The sequence below is a fragment of the Exiguobacterium sp. s16 genome (assembly GCF_018618115.1).
Taxonomy (GTDB): domain Bacteria; phylum Bacillota; class Bacilli; order Exiguobacteriales; family Exiguobacteriaceae; genus Exiguobacterium; species Exiguobacterium mexicanum_A.
This window is the reverse complement of sequence record NZ_JACSLM010000004.1, coordinates 240,884-264,212: the sequence shown is the minus strand read 5'-3', so window position 1 is coordinate 264,212 and position 23,329 is coordinate 240,884. Positions and strand designations below refer to the sequence as shown.

Sequence of the window (23,329 nt, the reverse complement as noted above, 5' to 3'; positions counted from 1 at the left end):
CCAAGCTGTGTTAAATGATATTGCAAAAAAATGAGCGACCACCCTCAGGCAATCGCACGTCATCTTTCACCAACATTGCGTAAGAACCATAGGAGTGCAGAAGTGTGCAACGGAAACGTACACAACTCTGCACTCCTATTTTAGAAAAGAAAAAGGACTTGCCAGCAACCATAATCTCACCCTAACGTTTAAGTTGCGACACAAGAACGTTAGGAGATGGAAGGAATGCTAGCAATGTCCGATATCAATTGTATCAAATTTCTCAGAAACCACAAATCACATTCGATCAATCGAATCGCTAAAAATCTAGACCTCAATTGGAGGACGGTAAAAAAATATGCGGATTCAGCTCAATTGCCGAGTGAAACCATTCGCCCCAAGAGGGGCATGATGTACGGAACAAAATGGGGCGAGATGGTCGAGGATTGGTTGACCGAGGATCAGATGCTTCAGAAAAAGTTAAGACGAACGAATAAAAAGATTTATGAAACGCTGGTGGCGAACGGATTCGAGGGTTCTTACCGAACGGTCTGCAATTTCATCAAGAGCTGGCATATGACGAGCGAGGAGGAAAACGACACAAGGCACGAACGATTGCAGCACCCTCCGGGTGAGGCGCAGGTGGATTTTGGGACGATGGAAGTCGTCAAAGATAGTCATGCGGTCGATGTGAAGTGCCTCGTCATGAGTCTGCCCTTCAGCAACCGCACGGCAGCCGTTTCCCTCCCCGCAGAAAACCAAGAGTGCTTCCTGACGGGGCTCAAAATGCTTTTTGAAGAAATCGGTGGTGTGCCGCAACAGCTCAGAATCGATAATCTCCCCGCCGCAGTCATCCAACCGCGAACGACGAAAGAAGAGGCGATCTATACAGATGCTTTCCTGCAGTTCATGGCTCATTATGGCTTCCAAGTCCAAAGCTGTAATCCTTACAGTGGGAACGAGAAAGGAAGTGTCGAGAACAAGGTGGGATACGTTCGATACAATTTCCTTGTCCCGGCTCCTGTCATGCATGATTACGATTCGATGAACCGACTGAACAATGATCCTTTCGGGCCGTCCTCTTCTTCAACAGGTGACTGGTTTTGGAAGCCGCCGACCTCGACGACCGCTTTATAGACGTCGGGGACGTGGTTGCCGATGACGACCTGGTATTGGCCGCCACTCTTCATGACGGTGACGACACCGTCCATGTTTTTGATGGCTTCCGTGTTGGCCTTGCTTTCGTCTTTTAATTTGAAGCGCAAACGGGTGATACAGTGGACGACGCTGTTGACGTTCTCTTTGCCGCCGACTTGCTGGATAATGTCGCGTGCGAGCTGTTCGTATTTCATGTCCATACCTTCCTTTTCCATTGGATTTTACGTTCGCGTCAAATAAAAAACCTGACCCGTGTCAGATGAGATACGTGAAATCACGTCTACCATCTGACTCGAGTCAGGTTATGCCCACTAAAGGTAACATTCCTGCGCAGGAGACCGTTCAGTTGTTATTTGATACTTGAAATGTAGCATGTGTCAAAACGAAATGTCAACGCTTACATTTACAAATATTCAGATTTCTTTAATCTGTCACAAGTGAGAATTTTTCACTTCTATAGATGGGAATCATTTTGAATTGAAACCAAACGTGAACAGAATTCGTACACAGATTAACAATTCAAAAGGAGTCCAAATCATGAGACGTGAACAACACATCCGCCGCCTCGTCGACTATGCGAAACAAAGTCAGCGCTGGGCCATCATTTTAGCAGTCGCATCGTTCATCATCACCGGGATACTGATCGATAAGGTCGACCAATCTGAATATCTCTTGCTTGGTTTCGGTTTTCTTGGCGTCATTCCGCTCCTCGTCCGCGAGTGGCGGTTCGGCACGATCCGGGCCTCGTTCAACGATAATGCGACGTATCAACGGCTCGTCCGGTTGCCGTTCTGGATGACGTTGTCCGGTTTAGCGATTCTTTACTTAATCTTGGGGTGGTACGAGCTTGGTTCACCGGGACCGTCCGTTTTCCTTACACTCGCCGTTCTCGTCGGCGGGATGTATCTGCTTCAACGCTATTTCGAGCGAATCATCTTGAAACTTGAACCGGACTATATCACCGACCGTGAGCTGCATCGCGAGCTGAAATGAAAAAACGAGGTCACCCGGCGCGGGGAGACCTCGTTTTTGTGTTCACAAGTATCGTTCGTTCATGATCCGACCCCTAATCGGTTTAGCCGGAGATCCGTAGGCGACGACGTGGTTCGGAATGTCTTTCACGACCGTGGCGCCCGCCCCGATGACCGTGTCGTGGCCGATGTGGACGCTGTGGATAATTGTCGCGCTCATGCCGATGAACGTGCGGGCGCCGACATGGACGTTGCCGCCGAGATGGGCACCCGGGGCGACCGAAGCGAACGGTTCGAGCACGCAGTCGTGATCGACCGATGCCATCGTGTTGACGACGCTGTGCGGACCGATGACGGCGTTCGGGTTAATGACGCTGCCGGCCATGACGGCCGTCCCTTCACCGAGCGTGACGTTCTTGCCGATGACGGCGCTCGGGTGGATGGCGTTGATAAATTTGAAGTCTGGGTTATGGTACTTAATTTTTTCGGCAATACGCTCACGATGAACGTTGTCTCCGACACCAATGATCCCTCTTTGAACATCTGTTTTCGAATCAACGAACCCTAGCACTGGATATCCTGCAATGAACTTCCCTAACAGTGAAGGACTATCATCATAAATTCCAGCAATACGATAAACCCCCATCAATTCGAGAATATCAATCAGAACTTGTGCGTGACCGCCTGCACCAAATATCACAATCCATTCCATGATTGGCCACCCCTTTTTTTGCCGAAAGCTGTCGAATTTTTATCTTGTACGTTAGTTATTTCCGATTCCCCATTTTTAAAACAAAACTAGAAAGAAGTTGCGATCATAGTTTGATATCAAAACATATTCAAATAAGAAGTGTGTAACTATGTACAAAGACACACGTTCACAAATCTGAAACAGCATGATTTGGATTGCAAAAGCATTATTCGCATTTCCGTTTTGTTGTTTTTCAGACGGGCTATTTTCCTAAAGTAATCTATCTACGGAAGGAGTGCTCGCCATGCCTTTGAAACTGATGTATATCACGAACCAGCCGGATATCGCGCTGCTCGCCGAACAGAACGGGGTCGACTGGGTATTTGTCGATTTGGAGTTGAACGGAAAAGAGGAACGGCAAGGTCATCTTGATACGGTCATCTCGCGCCACGCGATTCGCGACGTGAGCCGGTTGCGCGCGGTCTTGAAGCATGCCGAGCTGCTCGTCCGCGTCAATCCGATTTTCCAAGGCTCACGCTATGAGATTAATGAGGTCATTAACCGTGGAGCGGACGTCGTCATGTTGCCGTACTACAAGACGGTTGACGAAGTTGAGACGTTCATCGAACTCGTCGACAAGCGGGCCAAAGTCTGTCTGTTGTGTGAGACGAAAGAGGCCGTCGCTTGTATGCCGGACGTGCTCAAATTAACAGGCATCGACTACATTCATATCGGGCTGAACGACCTTCATTTGAGTTACGGACAAAGTTTCCTATTCGAGCCGCTCGCCGACGGAACAATCGAGGCGATTGTTCGTCAAATGCAGGCGGCGGGCATCCCGTATGGCTTTGGTGGCATCGCCCGGATTGGGGAAGGGAAGCTCCCGGCCGAGAAAGTGATTGGGGAGCATGTCCGACTCGGTTCGTCACTTGCGATTCTATCGCGCAGCTTTTGTAACGTTGGTTCGATTGGAAAACTTGACGCCAAACAGGCACAAATGTTCCAAGAAGGGGTATGGAAAATTAGAGTGTACGAGCAACAGCTCGAACACGCGACACCGGAGTGGTTGGAATTGAATCGGTTGAGCCTCGTCTCGACCGTCGATGCCATCACGGCGGAAATCCAGAACCGGAAGGGGATCTTATCTTGAATTTGCTGTCGACAGGAGTGCGATTGACTCCTGAACTACTCGCAAAACTCGAACAACTTGGCTATACAGTGACGACGCTCCGTGAAGAGGCGGATGTCACGGACATCGACGTTTCAGAAGTCGAGGGCTTGATTTGTAACAACGTGTTCCAATATTGTCACGTCGACGATTTTGAACGGCTGCGTTTCGTCCAAGCCATCAGTGCCGGACTCGACCGTCTGCCGCTCGACGAGCTCGAAGACCGAGGTATCCGTGTTTATAACGCCGGCGACACGTATGCCGTGCCGATGGCCGAATGGGTCGTCTGGCAGCTGCTCGACTTCATGAAGCACGGGGCAGCATTTCGCGAGAAGCAGGCGAATCGGCATTGGGAGAAGGAACGCCGTTTACGCGAATTGACTGGGAAGACCGTGGCCTTGCTTGGGCTCGGTCACGTCGGGGAGGCGGTTGCGACCCGGCTCCGGGCGTTTGATATGACGATCATCGGTGTCGGTCATCGCGAGAAACAAGTGCCGTTCGTCGACCGTTACGTGTTGATGGATGAGTTGCATGATGTATTGGCGGAGAGTGACGTCGTCGTCGTCGCCTTGCCACTCACCGACGACACGTATCATGTGATCGATGCCGAGGCGATTGCGGCGATGAAGGAAGATGCCGTCCTATTGAACGTGGCGCGCGGATCGATCATCGACGAGGAGGCGCTCATCGTGGCACTCGAGGAAGGAAAGTTCTTCGGGGTCGCCTTGGATGTCTTTGAGACCGAGCCGCTCCCGTCCGATCATCCGCTCTATAACTTCGAGTGGGTGACGCTCACCCCGCACAATTCGTACGTGTCGGACCGAGTGAACGAGCGTTTGTTTCATAACATTATGGATCACCTGAAAATCGAGCAGTTAAACAATTGACCTACAGTGCATACGTGTAAATCGTTCACTGACAAAGGAAGTGAGGGGCTTAAGACCGAATAAGGGAACGAGAGGACTATAACGTATAAAGATGGATGGTGAGACCAGTATGAAGGTGTTATGGTTGATTAATATTCCGTTGCCCGAGGCAAGTCATTTATTACATGAATCATCAACCCCATATGGCGGATGGCTCGTCAACACCTCTAAATATTTGTCAAATCTTGATGAAGTCAAACTTTCAGTCGCATTTCCAAGTAAACAAGCGAAACGTGTGAAACGGTTAGAAGGAGACAAAATCATATATTATCCATTCTCTCCGATAAAAAAGGTGAGTGATCCTTCTATTCAAGATCATCAACGATTCGCAACAATTCTCCAGGAAGTGTCGCCAGACCTCGTTCATATCTTTGGGACAGAGATGCCGCACACGTTGGCCATGGTCAACGCTTGCCGACGACAAGGTGTGAAGACGGTGGTGTCCATCCAAGGGCTCGTCTCTGTCATCGAGAAACATACGTTTGCCGGACTGCCCCAAGACGCCATCCACAATAAAACGTTTCGAAACTGGGTTCGTCACGACCATGTGAGCGGATTGCGAAAAACGTTCCAAGTGCGCGGGGAGGCTGAACGGGAGGCGATTCGAAAAGTGGACCATGTCATCGGCAGAACGACTTGGGACCGGGCGTGTGTCTCACAAATTAATGACCAGGCCACTTACTTCCATTGCAACGAGACGTTACGGGAATCGTTTTACCATGAGACATGGGAGCGGGAGAAATGTGAACCCCATTCAATTTTCTTGAGCCAAGGCCAATATTCCATCAAAGGGTTGCATTTCATGTTAGAAGCCATGCCGTTGATTTTGCAAAGGTATCCGGATGCGAGGTTGTACATTGGCGGCAGCGATTTGACGGATCGATCCGGTTGGAAAAATAAGCTGTTCGCCACACATTATGGCAATTATATTCAATCGCTGATTGACCAGTATAATTTAAGTGAACATATTTCATTCACCGGAACGTTGGACGAGCAAGCGATGTGCCAACGTTATCTCGAGTCTCATGTATTTGTCTGTCCGTCCACCATCGAAAACAGTCCGAATTCATTGGCGGAGGCGATGCTATTAGGTGTGCCATCCGTTGCGTCTTATGTAGGGGGGACGAGTGACATGTTGGCCGACAAAAAAGAAGGGTTCCTGTACCAACATGATGCCCCTTACATGTTGGCTTATTATGTCTGCAAAATTTTCGAGGATGATGCGTTAGCTAAAAACTTATCCGCGGCAGCGCAGCGACGAGCCAAAGTCACCCACGACCAAGAATTGAATTTACAACGTCTGTTGCAGATTTATCATGACATGTTAACTCCATAGTCCCACCTCAATAGACGAACCGATTGCGATGATGCAATCGGTTTTTTTCGTTTTTTATACTTCACAAAAAGATTATCCACGGCTCATTCCGTTTGTGAGTTACCGGAAAGGGCTTACGGGAACAACGAGGATAGCATCCTCACATCATGAAACGACAACTTAGAAGGAGTGACCCACATGCCAAGCCTTACCCCGCTCGTCAGTTTGGTCGTACCCATCTACAATACAAGCGCCTATCTGGGACAGTGTCTCGATAGCCTTGTCCATCAAACATATCCACACCTCGAAATTATTTGTATCGATGACGGCAGCACGGATCACAGTCTCGACATTGCGTTGACCTACGATAAAGATCCGCGGGTTCGTGTCATCAGCCAGACAAATCGCGGATGTTCCGCTTGTCGGAATCGAGGGCTTCAACTGGCATCGGGTGAGTACATCATGTTTATCGACAGTGACGACTGGCTGGACCTGGATGCGATTCGGTTGATGGTCGAACATGCAGAGGCTGAGCGAGCAGATGCTGTCATGGGGACGTATGTGCGCGAATACGAAGGGCGTTCACTCCCGAAACGAATCTTTGAAGCGGACTTTTTGTCGTATAACGCAGAGGAGACGAGACGTTATGTCCATCGCCGTCTGTTCGGACTTGTCGGGGAGGAACTGGCTCACCCGGAAACGGTGGATGCGCTCAATTCGAACTGCATCACGCTCTATCATCGCGATCTCATCAAACATTTATCATTTGGCGGACCATATGGTACGTTCGTCGACTTATATTTTCAAATCCAAGCGTTGGAGCATTGCCATCGGTTCATTTATATCGATTATCCGGTCTACCATTATCGAAAAACGAATAGAAAGTCGGAAACGAGTGTTTATCATAAAGACCTCATCGCTTCACGCATGCAGTTCTTCCATATCTTGATGCGCTATATCGAGACACATCAGCTTGGAGAAGATTACAATCACGCGCTCTATAATCGGATCGCCCTCAGCATGATCGGCATCGGCTTGAACGAACTCGCCGCGCCGAAGTCACTTTTCGCCCAGGCAGAGTCGTTGAAACAAGTGCTCCGGCAAGAAGAATATAAACGCGCCTACTCGCAGATGGATATGCGTTATTTCGACATCAAATGGCGGACGTTCTTCCAGCTCTGTAAACATGAACAGACCGTACCGCTCGTCTTAATGTTGCGTGGGGTCGATTATCTTCGGAAACGTGTGTGAGGAGGAGAAAACGATGAAACGAGTGCTCATGGTCGCCTCGGTCGTCTCGATGATCGAGAGCTTTAACCGCGACAATATCCGCATGCTCCAAGAGATGGGGTATCAAGTCGATGTCGCCACGAACTTTGAATGGGGAAGCATGTATTCGCCTGAGAAGATTGCCCGCATCAAACAGGACTTAGAGGCGAACGGCGTCACGCTCTTCCAAATCGATTTCGAGCGCGACATCAAGAAGATGAACGGCCACGTCCGCGCCTATCAACAGTTGAAAGCCGTGATGACGGCGAACCGCTATCACTTCATCCACTGCCACTCGCCGATTGGCGGGGTCGTCGGCCGGCTCGTCGCGCGTCAGACGCACACACCATGCATGTACACGGCGCATGGCTTTCATTTCTTCAAAGGGAGCCCGTCGCTCAACTGGATGCTGTATTATCCGGTCGAACGAACGCTCGCCCGCATGACCGACACGATCGTCACCATCAACGAAGAGGACTTCTCGCGGGCACAGACGTTCAAGACGTCGCACACGTTCCGCATCCCGGGGATTGGCGTCGACACGAAAGGGATCGAGGCGGTTACGATTGACCGACCTGCAAAACGTCTAACGCTCGGCATCGACAGTGACACTGACTTCGTCTTGTTGTCGGTCGGCGAGTTGAATGAGAACAAGAACCACGAGACGATTATCCGCGCCATCGCTTCGCTCAAGGAACCGACGCTACGTTATTTGATCGCCGGGACGGGTGACAACAAGGAAAACCTCGAGCGGCTCATTCGTCAGCTCGGGCTCGAGCGGCAAGTGGTCTTGCTCGGTTTCCGGGACGACGTCATCGAAGTGATGAAGGCGGCGGACTGCTTCGTCTTCCCATCGAAACGGGAAGGGCTCGGCATGGCCGCGCTCGAGGCGATGGCCGCCGGACTCCCGCTCATCACGTCGAACGTGCATGGCATCAATGACTATTCGATCGACGGGGTGACCGGCTACAAATGTTCGCCGGAAGACGTGACCGGATTCGCCCGGGCCATCCGGACGATGCAACTCGATTTCGATTTGTCCCATCAGATGGGGCTCCATAACAGTGAGTCGGTCAAGGCGTTCGACGTCGACCGTTCGAAATCGGAGATGCGTCGCATCTATTCACAATTCGTTCAGGATAAGCCGACATGATAGTTCATGAAAAGATGGTAAAGATTTCTTTCCGATTTGCAGTGAGCGTCGGGTAAGGAGTAAAGACAGAGAACGACCTCAACGTCACGACTGGATTTTAGTGTACGCAACTTTGTCTGAAGGAGGGCTTATGAGTGAAAAGTCAAACGATGTTACTCTCAGAAATATTCGGGGTGTTAAAGAAAAATATGTTGCTTCTTTTCTTGATGATCCTCGTTGGCGGGGGTGCAGCCTACTATTTAAGCCAGTATGTGATTGCACCGACTTATGAGGCCTCGACACAAGTACTGATTGTACCGAAGGAAGAGGCCGGTACGAATGTCGTCGACAGTTCACAAGTCTCATCTTCACTATCTCTTGTGAACACATATCGAGTCATTATGCGTAGCCCGGCCATTTTGAACGAGGTCCAAGCTCGAGTGGCGGAAGCACCGAAAGACATCAGTGAGATTCTTTTAGTCGAAAGTGAAGAAGAATCACAAGTCATTAACATCGTTGTGGAGTACGGGGATCCGGTCGTCGCAACCGAGATTGCCAACGTCATCACACGCGTGTTCGCCAGTGAGATTCCTGATTTGATGAATATCGATAATGTTCGCATCCTATCGGAAGCCGTCGTACCAGGCGAACCAATCGCCCCGAATATCGTCATGAATACTGCGATCGGGCTGCTTGCAGGCTTTGTGGTCGGAGGCGTGCTCGCCCTCATCCGTCATACGTTCGATAAACGGATTCACGATGAGCGTGAGGCCGAACTTATTTTGGCAATGCCGGTCATCGGTTCGATCCCGGTCATTGAAAAACGTGACATGAACCCGAAGGTAGTGAAACCAAAAACTGAGGCTGCCAACGAGCCGAAAGGAGACGATCCACATGTTCCACCTGTCAAAGAGACAAGACAAACATCGTGATTCTGGGCGCAGCCTTATCACGCTAGCCAATCCTAAATCCCCAATCGCTGAACAATATCGAACGATTCGCACCAATCTACAATTCACGGCGCTTGGGGCCACGTTACAAACAATCGTCGTCACATCGGCTTCACCAGGCGAAGGGAAATCGACGACGGCCTCGAACTTGGCCATCGTCTACGCACAACTTGGAAAAAAGGTGCTGCTCATGGATTGTGACATGCGCAAGCCGACGGTCCATTTCACGTTCCAGCTTGCGGGTCAAACGGGCTTGTCCACCGTCCTCGCCAAACGGACGACGTTCGACCGTTCGGTTCAAATGACAAAAGTGCCGAAGCTTCACTTGTTGGCAGCGGGTCCGATTCCGCCGAACCCGTCGGAACTGCTCGCATCGCCGATGATGAAGCAATTGTTGGATGAGGTGAAGGAGAAGTACGACTTGATCATCTTGGATGCACCGCCGCTCATGCATGTGGCGGACAGCCGACTTCTCGCGAGTGAGACCGATGGGACCATCCTCGTCGTAGGTTGTGATACCTCGAATCGGGACTTGGTGCTGAAAGCGAAAGAACAACTCATCTTGTCTGGCGCCCATATGTTGGGGATCGTGATGAATAAACGCGAACGAGCCGGCAAGGATGCTTACTACGCATACACGTATGAATAAAACATTAATCGGCTGATTTGATTTGAATTACGGGAAGCAAGAGGAGGAAGCGAAATGAATAACCCACTCGTCTCGATTGTCATCCCCGTCTACAATGGAGCGGACTATTTGAAGGAAACGATTGAAAGTGCCCTCGCCCAGACGTATGAGCGGGTGGAAGTGATCGTGGTCAATGACGGTTCGACAGACGGCGGTGCGACGGCGGAGATTGCCCGCAGCTTTGGGAACCGGATTCGGTACTTCGAAAAACCGAATGGAGGGGTATCGACCGCGCTCAACTTAGGGATTGAGAAGATGCGAGGCGATTGGTTCTCGTGGCTGAGTCATGACGACCTCTATACCGCAGATAAAATCAAAACACAAGTTCAGCATCTAGAGAAACTAGGTGATCAGGCGGAACATCATATCCTTTCATGCGGTACGAAACTGATTGATGAGTCGGGTCGTCCAATCCATCGCCCGAGAAGACAGCCGAAAGGGATGTACACGAGTGAGGATATGTTCGACTATTTGTTGCTGGAGGCGTGCTTGAGCGGATGCGCCTTACTGATTCCAAAACAAGCACTCAAACGCGTCGGCGGGTTTCCGACGTCATATCGGTATATCCAAGACTGGGTATGTTTCACTGATTTGGCTCTAGAAGGCTATCATTTCAAGATGACGACAGAGCCGCATGAGAAGACGCGGATTCATGCGAAGCAGCAAACGAAAAAGATTGCGAACCTCGCACCAATCGAAACGGCTCGCTTCTTCGAACAGCTATTGATTCGACTCGACGCAATCAACAGCGAAACCACCCCTCAAATCAAAACGGTATTTAAAGCCATCTATCGGTCGACCGAGCCCGAAGTCAGGGACGAGTTGATTCGGCGGTTCGACGGGAATCGGCATTTGAATTGGGTCGATCAAAAGATATTACTTGTCTCGTCATTCATCTATCATCGTCTATTGACGCTGTACCGGGGCATGATGAATCTTCGTTACCGCTGACAGCCGAAAAGGAGGAGGTCGTATGTGGATCTATCTGATTAATATGTTGCTTCTGATCGCATGGGCGGCGCTCCTCCTGCGTGACGATGGCATCAAGCACGGGAAACTGCTGTTTGTGACGATTGCGACAGGGCAATGGATTCTATTGTCTGGCTTTCGTCACTTCAGCGTCGGAGCGGACACGATGCAATACAAATGGATGTTTGATGAGACGAAGCGAATCTCGTGGGAGCGGCTGGGAGACAATTTTATCAACATCGTGTTTGGGGATGGGGACGGTCGAGATCCCGGTTACTATCTGTTGCAGAAGACGATTCAAATCGCGACCGAGAACTATCAATGGTATCTCTTGACGGTCGCACTCCTGTTTCTCATTCCGTTCGGGGTTTGGATTTATCGCAATTCGACCGAGCCGCTGCTCAGTTTCTTAATTTTCTCGACTTTGTTTTATGCCTTCTTTGCCATCACTGGCATTCGTCAAACGATTGCGACGGCGATTGCTGTCTTAATCGGCTATTATTTTATTCAAACGAGACGATTTTGGCCATTTGTCGGGGCCGTATTGCTAGCAGCGACGATTCATAAATCCGCACTAGTCTTCCTTCCGTTTTATTTCTTGGCGACGAAGACGATCACGCCACGTTATCTGCTGTTCATGGGGGCGTTGATCCCGTTCTTGTTCGTGTTCCGCGTCCCATTGTTCGAATTCTTCCGTACCATCAGCGGTTACAACGAATATGAGTATTACACGGGGGCAGGGACCTTTAACTTCTCCATGATCTTGATTCTGATCACAATCGTTTCACTTTGGCGTCGTGAACAGATGATTGCGGTCAACCCGAACGTGACCCACTATTTGAACGCCTTGTTGCTCGCCCTTTGTTTTCTGCCGCTCACGTTTATCAATCCTTCGATGATGCGGATTGTCCAATACTTTTCTATTTTCGTCATGCTTCTGATTCCTGAGTTGATTCGTTCCTTCGAACGTCGGGAGCGCCTGCTCGTCTATTACGTGGCCATCACGATGCTGCTGCTCTTGTTTGTCCGTAACGAACCGCTTTATATGTTCTTTTGGCAACAGAAATAAGGGGAGGGGAATCTGGTGACGACGAAAGTGGAGTTTGATGAACAAAAAAGTTCACGGCAAATCAAAATCGGTGTACTCATGTCTTACATCGCCATCGGATTTAATATCCTCGCCGGGCTGTTCTACACACCATGGATGATTGCGGAAATTGGGAAGGCGAACTATGGACTCTATATGCTATCGCTGTCGCTCGTCAGCATCTTCGCGCTAGATTTCGGCTTAGAGGCGGCGGTGTCACGCTTCCTGTCAAAATATCATGCGCTCGGAGACTCAGAAGGAGCGTCCCGTTTTCTAGGTGTCGCGTTCAAACTTTTCCTCGGCATTGCAATTCTGATTGGAATTGTCCTGATTGGTGTGTACGTGATGATCGATACGATTTACGCGAGTCTATCACCGACTGAAGTGGAGACGCTTAAAGTTTTATATATTATGGTCGGCTTTTACATCGTCGTCTTGTTCCCGACCAAACCGTTCAATGGGATTTTTATCGCGAACGAACGGTTCGTCGTCCTCAACTGGTTCAACTTGATCGAGAAAGTATCGACCGTCGTCTTGATGATTGGTGCGCTCTTGTTCGGATTTGGCTTGTACGCACTCGTTTTCGTCAACGCCATCGTCGGTCTATCCATCATCATCGGCAAAGGCATCTACCTGCTCCGCAGAACGGAGACGGCCATCGACTTTTTGCATAACAGCCGTTCGATGTACCGGGATATCTTTTCCTTCTCCTCTTGGACGACCGTCATCGCTATCGCCCAACGTTTCATCTTGAACATCACCCCGACCATTCTCGGGGCTTTGGCGAGCAGTGCCTCCATCGCCTTGTTCTCAATCGGGATGGTCATTGAGGGGTATGTTTGGACCATTTCATCAGCGATTGGATCACTCTTCCTGCCGAAGGTCACGCGTATGACCACCTATAATCGACAGTCCGAATTGGATAACTTATTGGTCCGTGTCGGACGCATCCAGCTGTACATCGTCGGATTGATTATCATCAGTTTTGCGACGATGGGTCGGGAGTTCATCGGTCTATGGGTCGGTCCCGATTTCTTTCCGTCCTATGTGGTCGCGTTATTACTCATTCTTCCTGGAATTATCACATTGACGCAAGAAATCGCCTACACGACGTTAATCGCGGTCAATCAAATCAAGTATCGGGCGTTCGCATCGCTCATCGTCGCGACGGTCAGTGTGATTCTGTCGCTTCTCTTATCGCCGCATTACGGGGCGATTGGTGCTGCCATCGCCATCTTGATTGGGAATTTGGTTGGTACTGTCGTCTTTATGAACATGGTATATATACGCGTCTTGAAATTAAATATGTGGAAATTTTTCTACGAATGTCATGTGAAGATTGCCCCGGCATTGGTTTTTCTAGGCGTGGCGGGCCTACTGGTGCAACGATACTTACCTGTCGACTCACTAATTTATTTTCTATTTAAAGCTGCTGCGCTCGGTCTCGTCTACTTTATCTTTCTATGGATCTTCACGTTTCGGGATGATGAAAAAGAACTGTTGCGTGGGTTTATCAGACATGCATCGAAGACATCCTGAACGGGGTGTCTTTTTTCAAGGGATGCAAACATTAGACATGTCATCTTTCAAAAAAATGATAAACATTTCTTTCCTATTCTCATAATGAGACGGGTAACACGATAGTATCAACATCATTGCAATTGTTTCCAACTCAACTTTCCCATCACCTTTAGAAGCAACTGACATCATGACAAAGGAGAGGATTCGCAATGTTTAAGGACAAGACATTATTGATCACTGGAGGCACAGGCTCATTCGGAAACGCTGTCATGCAACGTTTCCTGAAAACGGATATTAAAGAGATTCGCATTTTTTCACGAGACGAGAAAAAGCAGGACGATATGCGTAAGCTCTATCATGACGATAAACTCAAATTTTATATCGGAGATGTTCGTGATGTGAACAGTGTGCGCAACGCGATGTACGGCGTCGATTACGTCTTTCATGCGGCGGCATTGAAACAAGTTCCTTCGTGCGAGTTCTTCCCTCTAGAAGCAGTGAAGACGAACGTGCTCGGGACGGATAACGTCTTGAACGCGGCCATCGAACAACAAGTCCAAAAGGTCATCTGCCTATCGACGGACAAGGCGGCCTATCCGATCAATGCGATGGGCATTTCGAAAGCGATGATGGAAAAAGTCTTCGTCGCCAAAGCAAAAGCCGTGGGCCCGGACCAAACATTGATTTGCGGCACACGTTATGGAAACGTCATGGCATCAAGGGGTTCTGTCATTCCATTATTCGTGGACCAAATTAAACGGGGCGAGCCGTTGACCGTGACGGACCCGTTCATGACACGGTTCTTGATGAGTCTCGAAGATGCGGTCGAACTCGTCGTCTTCGCCTTCAAGAACGCGCATGCGGGAGATATCATGGTCCAAAAATCACCTGCGTCCACGATTGGAGTGTTGGCCCAAGCGTTGCTCGAGCTGTTCCATGCGAACAACCCGATCAAAGTCATTGGCACACGGCATGGTGAAAAGTCATACGAGACGTTATTGACACGAGAAGAGAATGTCGTCGCGGAAGACATGGGCGGCTTTTACCGGGTGCCGGCTGACACGCGCGACTTGAACTACGATAAATATTTCAATGAAGGAAGCAAGCGCTTGACGGTCGAGGGCGAATATAACTCGGCCAACACAGAACAGTTGAACGTCGAGCAAGTGAAGCAACTCTTGTTGACCCTTCCGTACATCCAACAAGAACTTGCGAGCTGGGTGAAAGTATCATGAAGATTCTTGTCACCGGGGCAACTGGATTCATCGGCAAGAATCTGGTCGCCGAATTAACCGCACGGGGTCACGATGTATTCTCGTCCACGCGCGATACGTCGGAAGCCGAACTTCAACAATTTTGCCAACACGCTGAGTTCGTCTACCACTTGGCCGGGGTGAACCGCTCGGAAACTGAAACCGAGTTTGTGGAAGGGAACACCGGGTCCACCGAGCAGTTGGTCGCATCGTTAACCGCTCATGAGAATGACGCGCCCATCATGTTTGCCTCCTCGATTCAAGCGACTCAGGACAATCCGTATGGACGCAGTAAACTCGCGGCGGAGAAGGTCTTGAGACACGAACATGAGAAAACGGGGCGCACCATCTATCTGTTCCGCTTCCCGAACCTGTTTGGAAAGTGGGGACGGCCGAATTATAACAGTGTCGTCGCAACATTTTGTTATCGGGTGGCACGAGACTTGCCGATAGAAATTCACGACCCGGCACGCACCGTGCAACTGGCGTATATCGATGACGTGATCGATGCGTTGGTCGGCTTGCTCGATGTGAGAAGACGAACCCAGGCCGTGTATGAGGAAGAAGTTGCAGTCCATCCGCCAATCGAGCTCGGCCGAATCGCCGACTTGTTACAGACATTCAAAGAAAGTCGCCAAAGCTTGGCCGTCCCGAATTTAGAGGATGTGTTTACGAAGCAACTGTACAGCACGTACCTTAGTTACTTGCCTGTCGATCGCTTCGCTTATGACTTGAAGTTGAATGAAGATGCACGCGGGTCGTTCACGGAATTCATCCGGACACCCGACCGGGGACAAGTGTCCGTCAACGTTGCCAAGCCGGGAATTACGAAAGGGAACCACTGGCACCACACGAAAAATGAAAAGTTCCTCGTGGTCAGCGGCGAGGCGTTGATTCGTTTCCGCAAGGTCGGAGAGAACGAGGTCCATACGTATCACGTCACGGGAGAGATGATGCGTGTGCTCGATATCCCAACCGGCTATACACACAACATTGAAAACATCGGAACGACCGACTTGGTGACCGTCATGTGGGTGAATGAGGCCTATGACCCGAACAACCCGGACACATACTTTATGGAGGTGCAAGATGAAACGACTCAAAGTGATGACCATCGTCGGGACGCGTCCCGAAATCATACGCCTGTCGGCCGTTATTCATAAACTGGAACACTCTGAGGCCATCGAGCACGTCCTCGTGCATACGGGACAAAATTATGACTATGAATTAAATGAAGTGTTTTTCGAGGATTTCTCTTTGCGAAAACCCGATTACTTTCTTAATTCTGCGACGGGCAGCCCGATTGAGACGATTGGTAACATTCTCATCCAAGTCGATCCCGTGCTTGAACTCGAACGTCCGGATGCGGTGTTGATTCTCGGAGATACAAACTCTTGTCTTGCGGCGATTGCAGCCAAACGCCGGAAAATCCCGATTTTCCATATGGAGGCGGGAAACCGTTGCTTCGACCAACGTGTCCCGGAAGAAATCAACCGCAAGATCGTCGACCATACCGCGGACGTGAATTTGACGTACAGCGATATCGCCCGGGAATACCTTCTCCGAGAAGGGCTCCCGGCGGAACGAATCATCAAGACGGGAAGCCCGATGTTCGAGGTGTTGATGTCGAAACGAGAGGCGATTGAACAGTCAGATGTGCTGAGCCGGCTTGAACTGACTCCGGACCACTACTTCATCGTCTCGGCGCATCGAGAAGAGAACGTCAACTCCGACAAACACTTCTTGGCACTTGTCGACAGTTTGAACGCAATCGCGGGGCAGTATGGACTACCGGTCATCGTCAGCACCCATCCTCGGACGATGAAGCGGATCCATGAATTGAACGTCTCGTTCCATCCGTTGGTTCGACTTCTCAAGCCGCTCGGATTTGTCGACTATAACCACCTTCAACTGCATGCTAAAGCGGTGCTCAGTGACAGCGGGACAATCAGCGAAGAGTCTTCCATCCTTGGCTTGAGAGGATTGAATATCCGAGAGACGCATGAGCGGCCGGAGGCGATGGAAGAAGGGGCCGTCTTGATGGTCGGGCTTGAGAAAGAGCGAATCTTACAAGGAATGTCGGTCGTCATGGAGCAGGAGCGGCCTCGCCTCGTCAGTGACTACAGCATGCCGAACGTCTCGGACAAAGTGGTACGGATTTTGATCTCGTACACGGATTACGTCCGACGCGAGGTATGGAAAGGCACGACCGACCCCCGTCAAACCGTAAGGGAGGGTGAACGATGAAACAAAAACTCGTCTTTATCGGGAATATCGCTTCCCCTTATCAAGTGAAACTGTGCTACGCCTTGGAAGAATATTTTGACGCTGAATTTTGGTTTTATGAGCACCTCGATCAAAATCGGCCGGACTGGTGGAAAATCCCGCTCGGCGAGAAGTGTCAAATCTTAAAACACACGAAGTGGTTTCCCAAACTCGGTTATCTCTCGCTCGGATTGATCCCAGAGCTGATTCGGTTCAAACCGGATGTCATCCTACTTGGCGGATTCATGGCTGGACATGCCGGCATCGTGAGAGTGGCAAAACTGTTCGGAATCAAGACCGTCGTCATGAGTGAACCGATTCGTCCGCTACAAAATGACGACGACCCTTCTGATCGGCTCACGAATCCTCAAGACAATCCATATAAAACGAAACTGTTGCACTGGATGTTCAAGGATGCCGACTTATATTTCGGGATGGGGGCGGTAGCGGTCAAGCAATTCAAGGATCATCTCGGGTTTGATCCTGAAAAAGTTGTGCATGCGACATATGCACAGGACATTGATGCTTACTTCGATCATGGGTTGAGACGGAAACAGCTGGACGACACGTTCAAACTTTTGTTTGCGAATCGTCTCGTCGAACGCTATCAGCCGCTGCTCGTGTTAGAAGCATATCGGAATTTATCAAAACGCTATTCCCTCGAACTCTATTTGAACAATTCCGGACAACAACTCGAGGCGTGTAAAGCATATATCGCAGAGCACGATTTGAAGAACGTCCACTTCTTAGATGAGATCCGGGCGTGGGACGAGATGCCGAAAGTGTATGAACAAGCGGATATCTTGGTCCTGCCGGCCACGTATTCTAACGGGAACGGGACCATCATCGAAGCGAGAGCCTCAGGCATGGGGGTCGTCATCAGCGATCAAATCAATAACGTCTCCCATCACTCCGTAGACGGAAAGAACTGCTACATGTGTGACATCACGGTCGAATCGATCGAACGAGGGATTGAACAGTACCTCGAACATCCGGAGCGTCTCATCGAACATGGCATGTTATCGCGAGAACTCGTCAAGTTCCATCGAAACGATGTCACGGCCAAAGGATACTATGACACGTTACGCGCGAAACAAATCATTTCGTAAAGGAGAGACGTCATGAACGTGGGCATCATGCAACCTTACTTCTTCCCTTATATCGGGTACTTCCAGTTGATCCATGCGGTCGATACATTCGTTGTGTATGACGACGTTCATTTCATCAAAAAAGGGTGGATTCATCGAAATCGTGTCCTGATTGATGGAAACCCTCACCCGTTCACGTTATCAATTCAAAAGATGAGCCAAAATCGTTTGATTTGCGACCATGAACGGGCACAACCGGATGAGATTGCCGAACAACAGTTGAAACTGTTGCGACACGCCTATCACAAAGCCCCTCAGTTCGAACACGTCTTCCCATTGCTCGAACGAGTGATTCGTCATCCCGAACGAAACGTCGGGAAGTATTTGGCAAACGGCATCGAGGAAGTCGCACGGTATCTCGGCATCTCGACGACATTCATTCTTTCGTCGGAGTTGAACGCTGGATTCGGATTGAAGGGCCAAGCGAGGATTATCAAGATGTGTGAACAGTTAAGGGCGACGCATTACGTGAATGCGATCAACGGAATGTGCTTGTATGATGCCGATGTGTTCGAACAGGCGAGGATTGATCTATCGTTTATCAAGACCGATTCAATCACGTACGATCAAGGGCCCTATACGTTCCAACCGAACTTGTCCATCATCGACGTGATGATGCATTGTTCCAAACCGGAAATCCAATTCATGCTTGAACGGTACGCACTCGTCTCGAATCGCCAAGTGACCTAGGAGGTGCCTTATGCTACACATCGTCGATATCCAATCCGCCGCATTTCCGGCTCATCCAGCATCAAATCAGCCTGACTGTCCGCCAGAAGCTATTCCCGTCACCAAATCGATACTCCCATCATTTGAAGAGTATACGGATGAGATTCGTGAGTTGTGGGCATCGGGATGGTTGACGAACAACGGCGCCAAACATCAGCAACTCGAACATGAGTTGATTGATTATTTAGGAGTCGAGCACGTATCCCTGTTCACGAACGGACACTTGGCACTCGAGACGGCAATCGAGGCACTCGGATTGACGGGAGAAGTCATCACGACCCCTTTCACCTTTGCTTCGACGAGTCACGCCTTAATCCGTAAAGGGCTGACACCCGTGTACGGAGATATCCGTCCAGACGACTTTACACTCGACGCTTCCAAATTAGAGCGACTGATCACGACGAAAACCTCGGCCATCCTACCCGTCCATGTGTACGGAAATGTATGCGACGTCGAGGCAATCGAGGCGATTGCCAAGCAACACAACCTGAAAGTGATTTATGACGCGGCCCATACGTTCGGCGTCAACGTGAACGGTCGAGGAATCGGCACGTTCGGGGACGTCTCGATGTTCAGTTTCCACGCCACGAAAGTGTTTCATACGATTGAAGGTGGCGCCTTGACGTACAATGACCCGGCCTTGAAGTCCCGTTTCGATCAGTTGAAAAACTTTGGCATTACTGGCCCGGAAACGGTTCAAGAGCCGGGTGGAAACGCCAAAATGAATGAGTTTCAGGCTGCGATGGGATTATGTAACTTGCGTCATATCGAGGAGACGATCATGCGTCGGAAACGCGTGCGCGAGCAATATGACGCGTTACTCAAAAACGTCCAAGGGATTCGAATCCTGACACCTCAACCCGGCGTCAAAACGAACCATTCCTATTATCCCATCATCTTGACGGCGGAGGAGAATCGACGGGATGAGCTGCATGACGCCTTGGCGAAGGAAGGTATCTTCACCCGGAAGTATTTCTATCCGCTCGTGACGGATTATGCGTGGAATCAGAACCGGTTTGCGAGCCGCAGCACCCCCGTCGCCCGTGAGATTGCCGAGCGGGTGCTGACACTTCCGCTTTATCCAGACCTTGCCGCAGAAGACGTGACACGGATTTGCACGGTGATTCAAGAAAGGATGATGAAACGATGAAAGGCATCATATTAGCAGGCGGGAACGGAACGCGCCTCTATCCGATGACAAAGGCCGTCTCCAAACAACTGTTACCGATCTACGATAAACCGTTGATTTACTATCCGATGTCCGTGTTGATGTTAGCGGGGATTCGAGAAATCCTGCTCATTTCGACCCCGCAAGATATCGGTGGATATGAGCGTCTGTTCGGGGACGGCCATCAGCTTGGCATCGACATTTCCTATAAAGTACAGACGAAGCCGGTCGGACTGGCCGACGCCTTTATTCTAGGAGCGGATTTTATCGGCGATGATTCGGTCTGTCTCATCTTAGGGGATAACGTGTTTTACGGACCCGATTTGACGCGCTTCTTGAAACACGCGCAAGCGAAAAAACAAGGGGCGACTGTCTTTGGCTACCCGGTAAAAGATCCACGAGCCTTTGGTGTCGTCGAATTCGATGCCGAAAACCGGGTCGTCTCGATCGAAGAAAAACCGGCGGCCCCAAAATCGAATTATGCGGTCCCGGGACTATACTTCTACGACAATCAAGTCGTCGAATTCGCCAAACGTGTCGAACCTTCCGCAAGGGGCGAACTTGAAATCACGTCGATCAACAACATGTATCTCGAGCGCGGGGAGTTGAACGTCGTGCTGTTCGGACGAGGGATGGCATGGCTCGACACCGGAACGCCAGAAGGTATGATCAAAGCGTCCGTGTTCGTCCAAACGGTCCAAGAGCGGCAAGGTTATTACATCGCCTGTCTCGAGGAGATCGCCTGGCGTCGCGGATTCATCACGCGAGACGAGTTGAAGGATATCGGTTTGACGCTCAAGATGACCGATTATGGACAATATCTCTTATCACTCGTCGAGGAAGGAGAGAGAACGGATGCGAACAATCCTAGTGACTGGCGGAGCCGGGTTCATCGGTTCAAATTTCATAAAACACTTGCGGGCAAAACATCCAACGTACCGCATTCTTAACGTCGATGCACTCACGTATGCAGGAAATCTCGAGAACCTTCGGGAGTTCGAGGCAGATCCCCTCTACCATTTCGAGAAAGCCGACATCCGTGACCGAGAAGTGATGGGCCGATTGTTCACGACGTATGAAGTTGATGAAGTCGTCCACTTCGCAGCAGAATCGCATGTGGACCGTAGCATCACCGAGCCTGAACTGTTTTTGACGACAAACGTTCTTGGGACGCAAGTGCTACTCGACACGGCGATGCGTCATTGGAAAGTCGCCCCTGATGATAAGTACAGCCGGGAGTATAAGGCAGGCGTCTGTTTTGTCCATGTATCGACGGACGAAGTGTACGGATCACTCGACGCGACCGGTTATTTCACCGAGGACTCGCCGATTGCCCCGAACAGTCCGTATTCGGCCTCGAAAGCGAGCTCCGACCTGCTCGTTCGGGCCTATCACGAGACGTACGGGTTGCCGGTCAAGACGACGCGATGCAGCAACAACTATGGGCCGTACCAGTTCCCGGAGAAGCTCATCCCGCTCATGATTCATAACTGTATGTCGAACTTGCCGTTACCGGTTTACGGCGATGGCCAACAGATTCGGGACTGGTTGCATGTGAGCGATCACTGTGAGGCCATCGATGTTGTTCGAGAGAACGGACGTTTCGGTGAGGTTTACAACATCGGGGGGCATAACGAAAAAACAAACTTGGAGCTCGTCCACATCATCATTAAAGCGTTCGGACAGTCAGACGAGTTGATTCAATTCGTGAAAGACCGCCCGGGACACGATCGACGTTACGCGATCGACGCGACCAAGATGGCCGACGAACTCGGATGGACCCCGCGATATCGATTTGAAGATGGAATCGTCGAGACGATTCAATGGTATGTGGAGCATCCTGAATGGATTGAACGAATTGTGTCCGGTGCGTATCAATCCTACTACGACTCGATGTATTCTTCGTTCCGATAGGAGGGAGTTCCCATGTATGCACGTTTTGTGAAACGTCCGCAAGACATGATTCTTGCGACGATCTCACTGCTCGTTTTAAGTCCAGTCCTCGTCACGATCGCCGGCCTCATCAAGTGGAAGCTCGGGGGACCGGTGCTGTTCAAACAAAAACGTCCGGGCAAGGACGGCGTCATCTTTGAGATGGTGAAATTTCGGACGATGACCGACGAGCGGGATGAGCACGGGGAGCTGTTGCCGGACGAGGTTCGTTTGACCCCGTTCGGGAACAAGCTTCGTTCGCTCAGTCTCGATGAGTTGCCGAGTTTGCTCAACATCGTCAAGGGTGACATCGCCATCGTCGGACCGCGCCCGTTGCTCGTCGAGTATTTGCCGCGTTATAACGAGGAGCAGCGCCGACGACATGACATCCGTCCCGGACTGACGGGCCTTGCTCAAGTGAACGGACGGAACCGACTGTCGTGGCCCGATCGTTTCGCGCTCGACGTGAAGTATGTCGACAACGTCACGTTTCTCAATGACTGGAAGATCATCTTGCAGACGGTCGGGAAAGTCGTGAAGAAGGACGGGATCTCGTCGGATACGGCGGCGACGATGGAGGCGTTTATGGGGGAGGACACGGTGGAGGCGAAATATCGCATCGGAAATAAGTGAGTCGAAAATAACCAGGATATCTGTCGGATGAGTCGTCTGATAGGGACCTGGTATTTTTTATGTCGTGGTATCGGAAAACATACACCTTTTTATAAAAACAGGAGACAAAATTTAGAAATTAGATGGTATATTGTTCTTTGGAAAATCTTAATGGGTGTTACATATAAAGTACAAAGGAAGATATGAATGAAAAAGTGGGTCAGTTTGATTGTAGTGATGTTATTGGTATTTAGTTCGTTTGATTGGAGGGTGTTGGGGGCGGAAGATGCCGAACCACCAGTGATTGTGAGCCACACGTTCCCGGCGAAGGAGTACACGGTCGGCGACACGGTGCCGATCGAGGTTGTGGTGACGGACAACATGACGTCATCGCCACG

At 50.3% G+C, this 23,329-nt stretch carries 23 protein-coding genes and 1 pseudogene; 22 read left to right on the top strand and 2 right to left on the bottom strand.

Going from position 1 to position 23,329, the window contains the following annotated elements; translation table 11 throughout:
* Window positions 1-216: 216 nt before the first annotated feature.
* Window positions 217-1,116 carry an IS21 family transposase gene (istA, locus tag KNP86_RS10185; RefSeq protein WP_353048170.1) on the top strand — a complete coding sequence of 300 codons (900 nt, stop codon included), beginning with the start codon at window positions 217-219 and terminating at the stop codon, window positions 1,114-1,116.
* On the opposite strand, the pseudogene KNP86_RS10180 reads toward istA, so the two are convergent.
* Window positions 1,020-1,331: pseudogene (locus KNP86_RS10180) on the bottom strand (PTS transporter subunit EIIB); the annotation flags it as partial. The gene istA and the pseudogene KNP86_RS10180 sit on opposite strands and share 97 nt — an antisense overlap.
* A gap of 343 nt (window positions 1,332-1,674) precedes the next feature.
* Between KNP86_RS10180 and KNP86_RS10175 the strand changes: the two are divergent.
* Window positions 1,675-2,130 (top strand): hypothetical protein, encoded by a 456-nt coding sequence (locus KNP86_RS10175; RefSeq protein WP_214754180.1) that lies wholly within the window; start codon window positions 1,675-1,677, stop codon window positions 2,128-2,130.
* Window positions 2,131-2,172: 42 nt separating this feature from the next.
* On the opposite strand, the gene KNP86_RS10170 is transcribed toward KNP86_RS10175, so the two are convergent.
* Window positions 2,173-2,820 (bottom strand): acetyltransferase, encoded by a 648-nt coding sequence (locus KNP86_RS10170; protein WP_214754178.1) that lies wholly within the window; start codon window positions 2,818-2,820, stop codon window positions 2,173-2,175.
* Between the two features lie 283 nt (window positions 2,821-3,103).
* On the opposite strand from KNP86_RS10170, the gene KNP86_RS10165 reads away from it, so the two are divergent.
* From KNP86_RS10165 to KNP86_RS10070, 20 genes are all read left to right on the top strand, one after another.
* The gene (locus tag KNP86_RS10165) at window positions 3,104-3,949 is read left to right on the top strand and encodes an aldolase/citrate lyase family protein (protein WP_034778999.1); all 846 of its coding nucleotides are present in this window, start codon (window positions 3,104-3,106) and stop codon (window positions 3,947-3,949) included.
* Entirely contained in the window at window positions 3,946-4,854 is a 909-nt protein-coding gene (locus KNP86_RS10160) for an NAD(P)-dependent oxidoreductase (protein WP_214754176.1), read from the top strand. The genes KNP86_RS10165 and KNP86_RS10160 overlap by 4 nt, the downstream gene beginning before the upstream one ends.
* A gap of 421 nt (window positions 4,855-5,275) precedes the next feature.
* Window positions 5,276-6,229 carry a glycosyltransferase family 4 protein gene (locus KNP86_RS10155; protein ID WP_251130488.1) on the top strand — a complete coding sequence of 318 codons (954 nt, stop codon included), beginning with the start codon at window positions 5,276-5,278 and terminating at the stop codon, window positions 6,227-6,229.
* 177 nt (window positions 6,230-6,406) lie between these two features.
* A complete protein-coding gene (locus tag KNP86_RS10150) occupies window positions 6,407-7,459 on the top strand; it encodes a glycosyltransferase family 2 protein (protein ID WP_052090166.1) in 1,053 nt (350 codons plus the stop codon).
* 13 nt (window positions 7,460-7,472) lie between these two features.
* Entirely contained in the window at window positions 7,473-8,630 is a 1,158-nt protein-coding gene (locus KNP86_RS10145) for a glycosyltransferase family 4 protein (protein WP_214754172.1), read from the top strand.
* 134 nt (window positions 8,631-8,764) lie between these two features.
* Complete coding sequence (locus KNP86_RS10140; protein WP_052090165.1) at window positions 8,765-9,541, top strand: YveK family protein; 777 nt, start codon at window positions 8,765-8,767, stop codon at window positions 9,539-9,541.
* On the top strand, window positions 9,504-10,208 hold the full coding sequence (locus KNP86_RS10135) for a CpsD/CapB family tyrosine-protein kinase (protein WP_214754170.1): 705 nt from the start codon (window positions 9,504-9,506) through the stop codon (window positions 10,206-10,208). The genes KNP86_RS10140 and KNP86_RS10135 overlap by 38 nt, the downstream gene beginning before the upstream one ends.
* 54 nt (window positions 10,209-10,262) lie before the next feature.
* Window positions 10,263-11,198 (top strand): glycosyltransferase family 2 protein, encoded by a 936-nt coding sequence (locus tag KNP86_RS10130; RefSeq protein ID WP_034778993.1) that lies wholly within the window; start codon window positions 10,263-10,265, stop codon window positions 11,196-11,198.
* A 22-nt stretch (window positions 11,199-11,220) separates the two neighbouring features.
* Window positions 11,221-12,285 (top strand): EpsG family protein, encoded by a 1,065-nt coding sequence (locus KNP86_RS10125; protein WP_214754168.1) that lies wholly within the window; start codon window positions 11,221-11,223, stop codon window positions 12,283-12,285.
* A gap of 15 nt (window positions 12,286-12,300) precedes the next feature.
* Window positions 12,301-13,842, top strand: coding sequence for an oligosaccharide flippase family protein (locus KNP86_RS10120; protein ID WP_214754166.1), 1,542 nt, complete (start codon window positions 12,301-12,303; stop codon window positions 13,840-13,842).
* Between the two features lie 191 nt (window positions 13,843-14,033).
* Complete coding sequence (locus KNP86_RS10115) at window positions 14,034-15,059, top strand: polysaccharide biosynthesis protein (RefSeq protein WP_034778988.1); 1,026 nt, start codon at window positions 14,034-14,036, stop codon at window positions 15,057-15,059.
* Window positions 15,056-16,240 carry a polysaccharide biosynthesis C-terminal domain-containing protein gene (locus KNP86_RS10110; protein ID WP_214754164.1) on the top strand — a complete coding sequence of 395 codons (1,185 nt, stop codon included), beginning with the start codon at window positions 15,056-15,058 and terminating at the stop codon, window positions 16,238-16,240. Before KNP86_RS10115 ends, KNP86_RS10110 begins: the two co-directional genes overlap by 4 nt.
* Window positions 16,167-17,324: a non-hydrolyzing UDP-N-acetylglucosamine 2-epimerase gene (wecB, locus tag KNP86_RS10105; RefSeq protein ID WP_214754162.1), complete on the top strand. Its 1,158-nt coding sequence runs from the start codon at window positions 16,167-16,169 to the stop codon at window positions 17,322-17,324. Before KNP86_RS10110 ends, wecB begins: the two co-directional genes overlap by 74 nt.
* Window positions 17,321-18,451 carry a glycosyltransferase family 4 protein gene (locus tag KNP86_RS10100; RefSeq protein ID WP_214754160.1) on the top strand — a complete coding sequence of 377 codons (1,131 nt, stop codon included), beginning with the start codon at window positions 17,321-17,323 and terminating at the stop codon, window positions 18,449-18,451. Before wecB ends, KNP86_RS10100 begins: the two co-directional genes overlap by 4 nt.
* A 12-nt stretch (window positions 18,452-18,463) precedes the next feature.
* Window positions 18,464-19,180, top strand: coding sequence for a WbqC family protein (locus KNP86_RS10095; RefSeq protein WP_034778983.1), 717 nt, complete (start codon window positions 18,464-18,466; stop codon window positions 19,178-19,180).
* A 10-nt stretch (window positions 19,181-19,190) separates the two neighbouring features.
* Window positions 19,191-20,369 carry a DegT/DnrJ/EryC1/StrS family aminotransferase gene (locus KNP86_RS10090; protein ID WP_214754158.1) on the top strand — a complete coding sequence of 393 codons (1,179 nt, stop codon included), beginning with the start codon at window positions 19,191-19,193 and terminating at the stop codon, window positions 20,367-20,369.
* Complete coding sequence (gene rfbA, locus KNP86_RS10085) at window positions 20,366-21,337, top strand: glucose-1-phosphate thymidylyltransferase RfbA (protein WP_034778980.1); 972 nt, start codon at window positions 20,366-20,368, stop codon at window positions 21,335-21,337. Before KNP86_RS10090 ends, rfbA begins: the two co-directional genes overlap by 4 nt.
* A complete protein-coding gene (gene rfbB / locus KNP86_RS10080) occupies window positions 21,243-22,301 on the top strand; it encodes a dTDP-glucose 4,6-dehydratase (RefSeq protein WP_214754156.1) in 1,059 nt (352 codons plus the stop codon). The genes rfbA and rfbB overlap by 95 nt, the downstream gene beginning before the upstream one ends.
* Before the next feature lie 12 nt (window positions 22,302-22,313).
* Window positions 22,314-22,952, top strand: a complete 639-nt coding sequence (locus KNP86_RS10075) for a sugar transferase (protein WP_214754154.1) — start codon at window positions 22,314-22,316, stop codon at window positions 22,950-22,952.
* 186 nt (window positions 22,953-23,138) lie between these two features.
* Window positions 23,139-23,329 (top strand): hypothetical protein (locus KNP86_RS10070; protein WP_214754152.1); only part of this gene is annotated, 191 nt, incomplete at its 3' end.

What these genes read in the sequence shown, in the direction of transcription:
- istA (WP_353048170.1), top strand. Translation starts at nt 217, where the DNA reads ATGGAAGGAATGCTAGCAATGTCCGATATCAATTGTATCAAATTTCTC.
- KNP86_RS10175 (WP_214754180.1), top strand. Translation starts at nt 1,675, where the DNA reads ATGAGACGTGAACAACACATCCGCCGCCTCGTCGACTATGCGAAACAA.
- KNP86_RS10170 (WP_214754178.1), bottom strand. Translation starts at nt 2,820, where the DNA reads ATGGAATGGATTGTGATATTTGGTGCAGGCGGTCACGCACAAGTTCTG.
- KNP86_RS10165 (WP_034778999.1), top strand. Translation starts at nt 3,104, where the DNA reads ATGCCTTTGAAACTGATGTATATCACGAACCAGCCGGATATCGCGCTG.
- KNP86_RS10155 (WP_251130488.1), top strand. Translation starts at nt 5,276, where the DNA reads ATGCCGCACACGTTGGCCATGGTCAACGCTTGCCGACGACAAGGTGTG.
- KNP86_RS10150 (WP_052090166.1), top strand. Translation starts at nt 6,407, where the DNA reads ATGCCAAGCCTTACCCCGCTCGTCAGTTTGGTCGTACCCATCTACAAT.
- KNP86_RS10145 (WP_214754172.1), top strand. Translation starts at nt 7,473, where the DNA reads ATGAAACGAGTGCTCATGGTCGCCTCGGTCGTCTCGATGATCGAGAGC.
- KNP86_RS10135 (WP_214754170.1), top strand. Translation starts at nt 9,504, where the DNA reads ATGTTCCACCTGTCAAAGAGACAAGACAAACATCGTGATTCTGGGCGC.
- KNP86_RS10130 (WP_034778993.1), top strand. Translation starts at nt 10,263, where the DNA reads ATGAATAACCCACTCGTCTCGATTGTCATCCCCGTCTACAATGGAGCG.
- KNP86_RS10125 (WP_214754168.1), top strand. Translation starts at nt 11,221, where the DNA reads ATGTGGATCTATCTGATTAATATGTTGCTTCTGATCGCATGGGCGGCG.
- KNP86_RS10115 (WP_034778988.1), top strand. Translation starts at nt 14,034, where the DNA reads ATGTTTAAGGACAAGACATTATTGATCACTGGAGGCACAGGCTCATTC.
- KNP86_RS10110 (WP_214754164.1), top strand. Translation starts at nt 15,056, where the DNA reads ATGAAGATTCTTGTCACCGGGGCAACTGGATTCATCGGCAAGAATCTG.
- wecB (WP_214754162.1), top strand. Translation starts at nt 16,167, where the DNA reads ATGAAACGACTCAAAGTGATGACCATCGTCGGGACGCGTCCCGAAATC.
- KNP86_RS10100 (WP_214754160.1), top strand. Translation starts at nt 17,321, where the DNA reads ATGAAACAAAAACTCGTCTTTATCGGGAATATCGCTTCCCCTTATCAA.
- KNP86_RS10095 (WP_034778983.1), top strand. Translation starts at nt 18,464, where the DNA reads ATGAACGTGGGCATCATGCAACCTTACTTCTTCCCTTATATCGGGTAC.
- KNP86_RS10090 (WP_214754158.1), top strand. Translation starts at nt 19,191, where the DNA reads ATGCTACACATCGTCGATATCCAATCCGCCGCATTTCCGGCTCATCCA.
- rfbA (WP_034778980.1), top strand. Translation starts at nt 20,366, where the DNA reads ATGAAAGGCATCATATTAGCAGGCGGGAACGGAACGCGCCTCTATCCG.
- rfbB (WP_214754156.1), top strand. Translation starts at nt 21,243, where the DNA reads ATGCGAACAATCCTAGTGACTGGCGGAGCCGGGTTCATCGGTTCAAAT.
- KNP86_RS10075 (WP_214754154.1), top strand. Translation starts at nt 22,314, where the DNA reads ATGTATGCACGTTTTGTGAAACGTCCGCAAGACATGATTCTTGCGACG.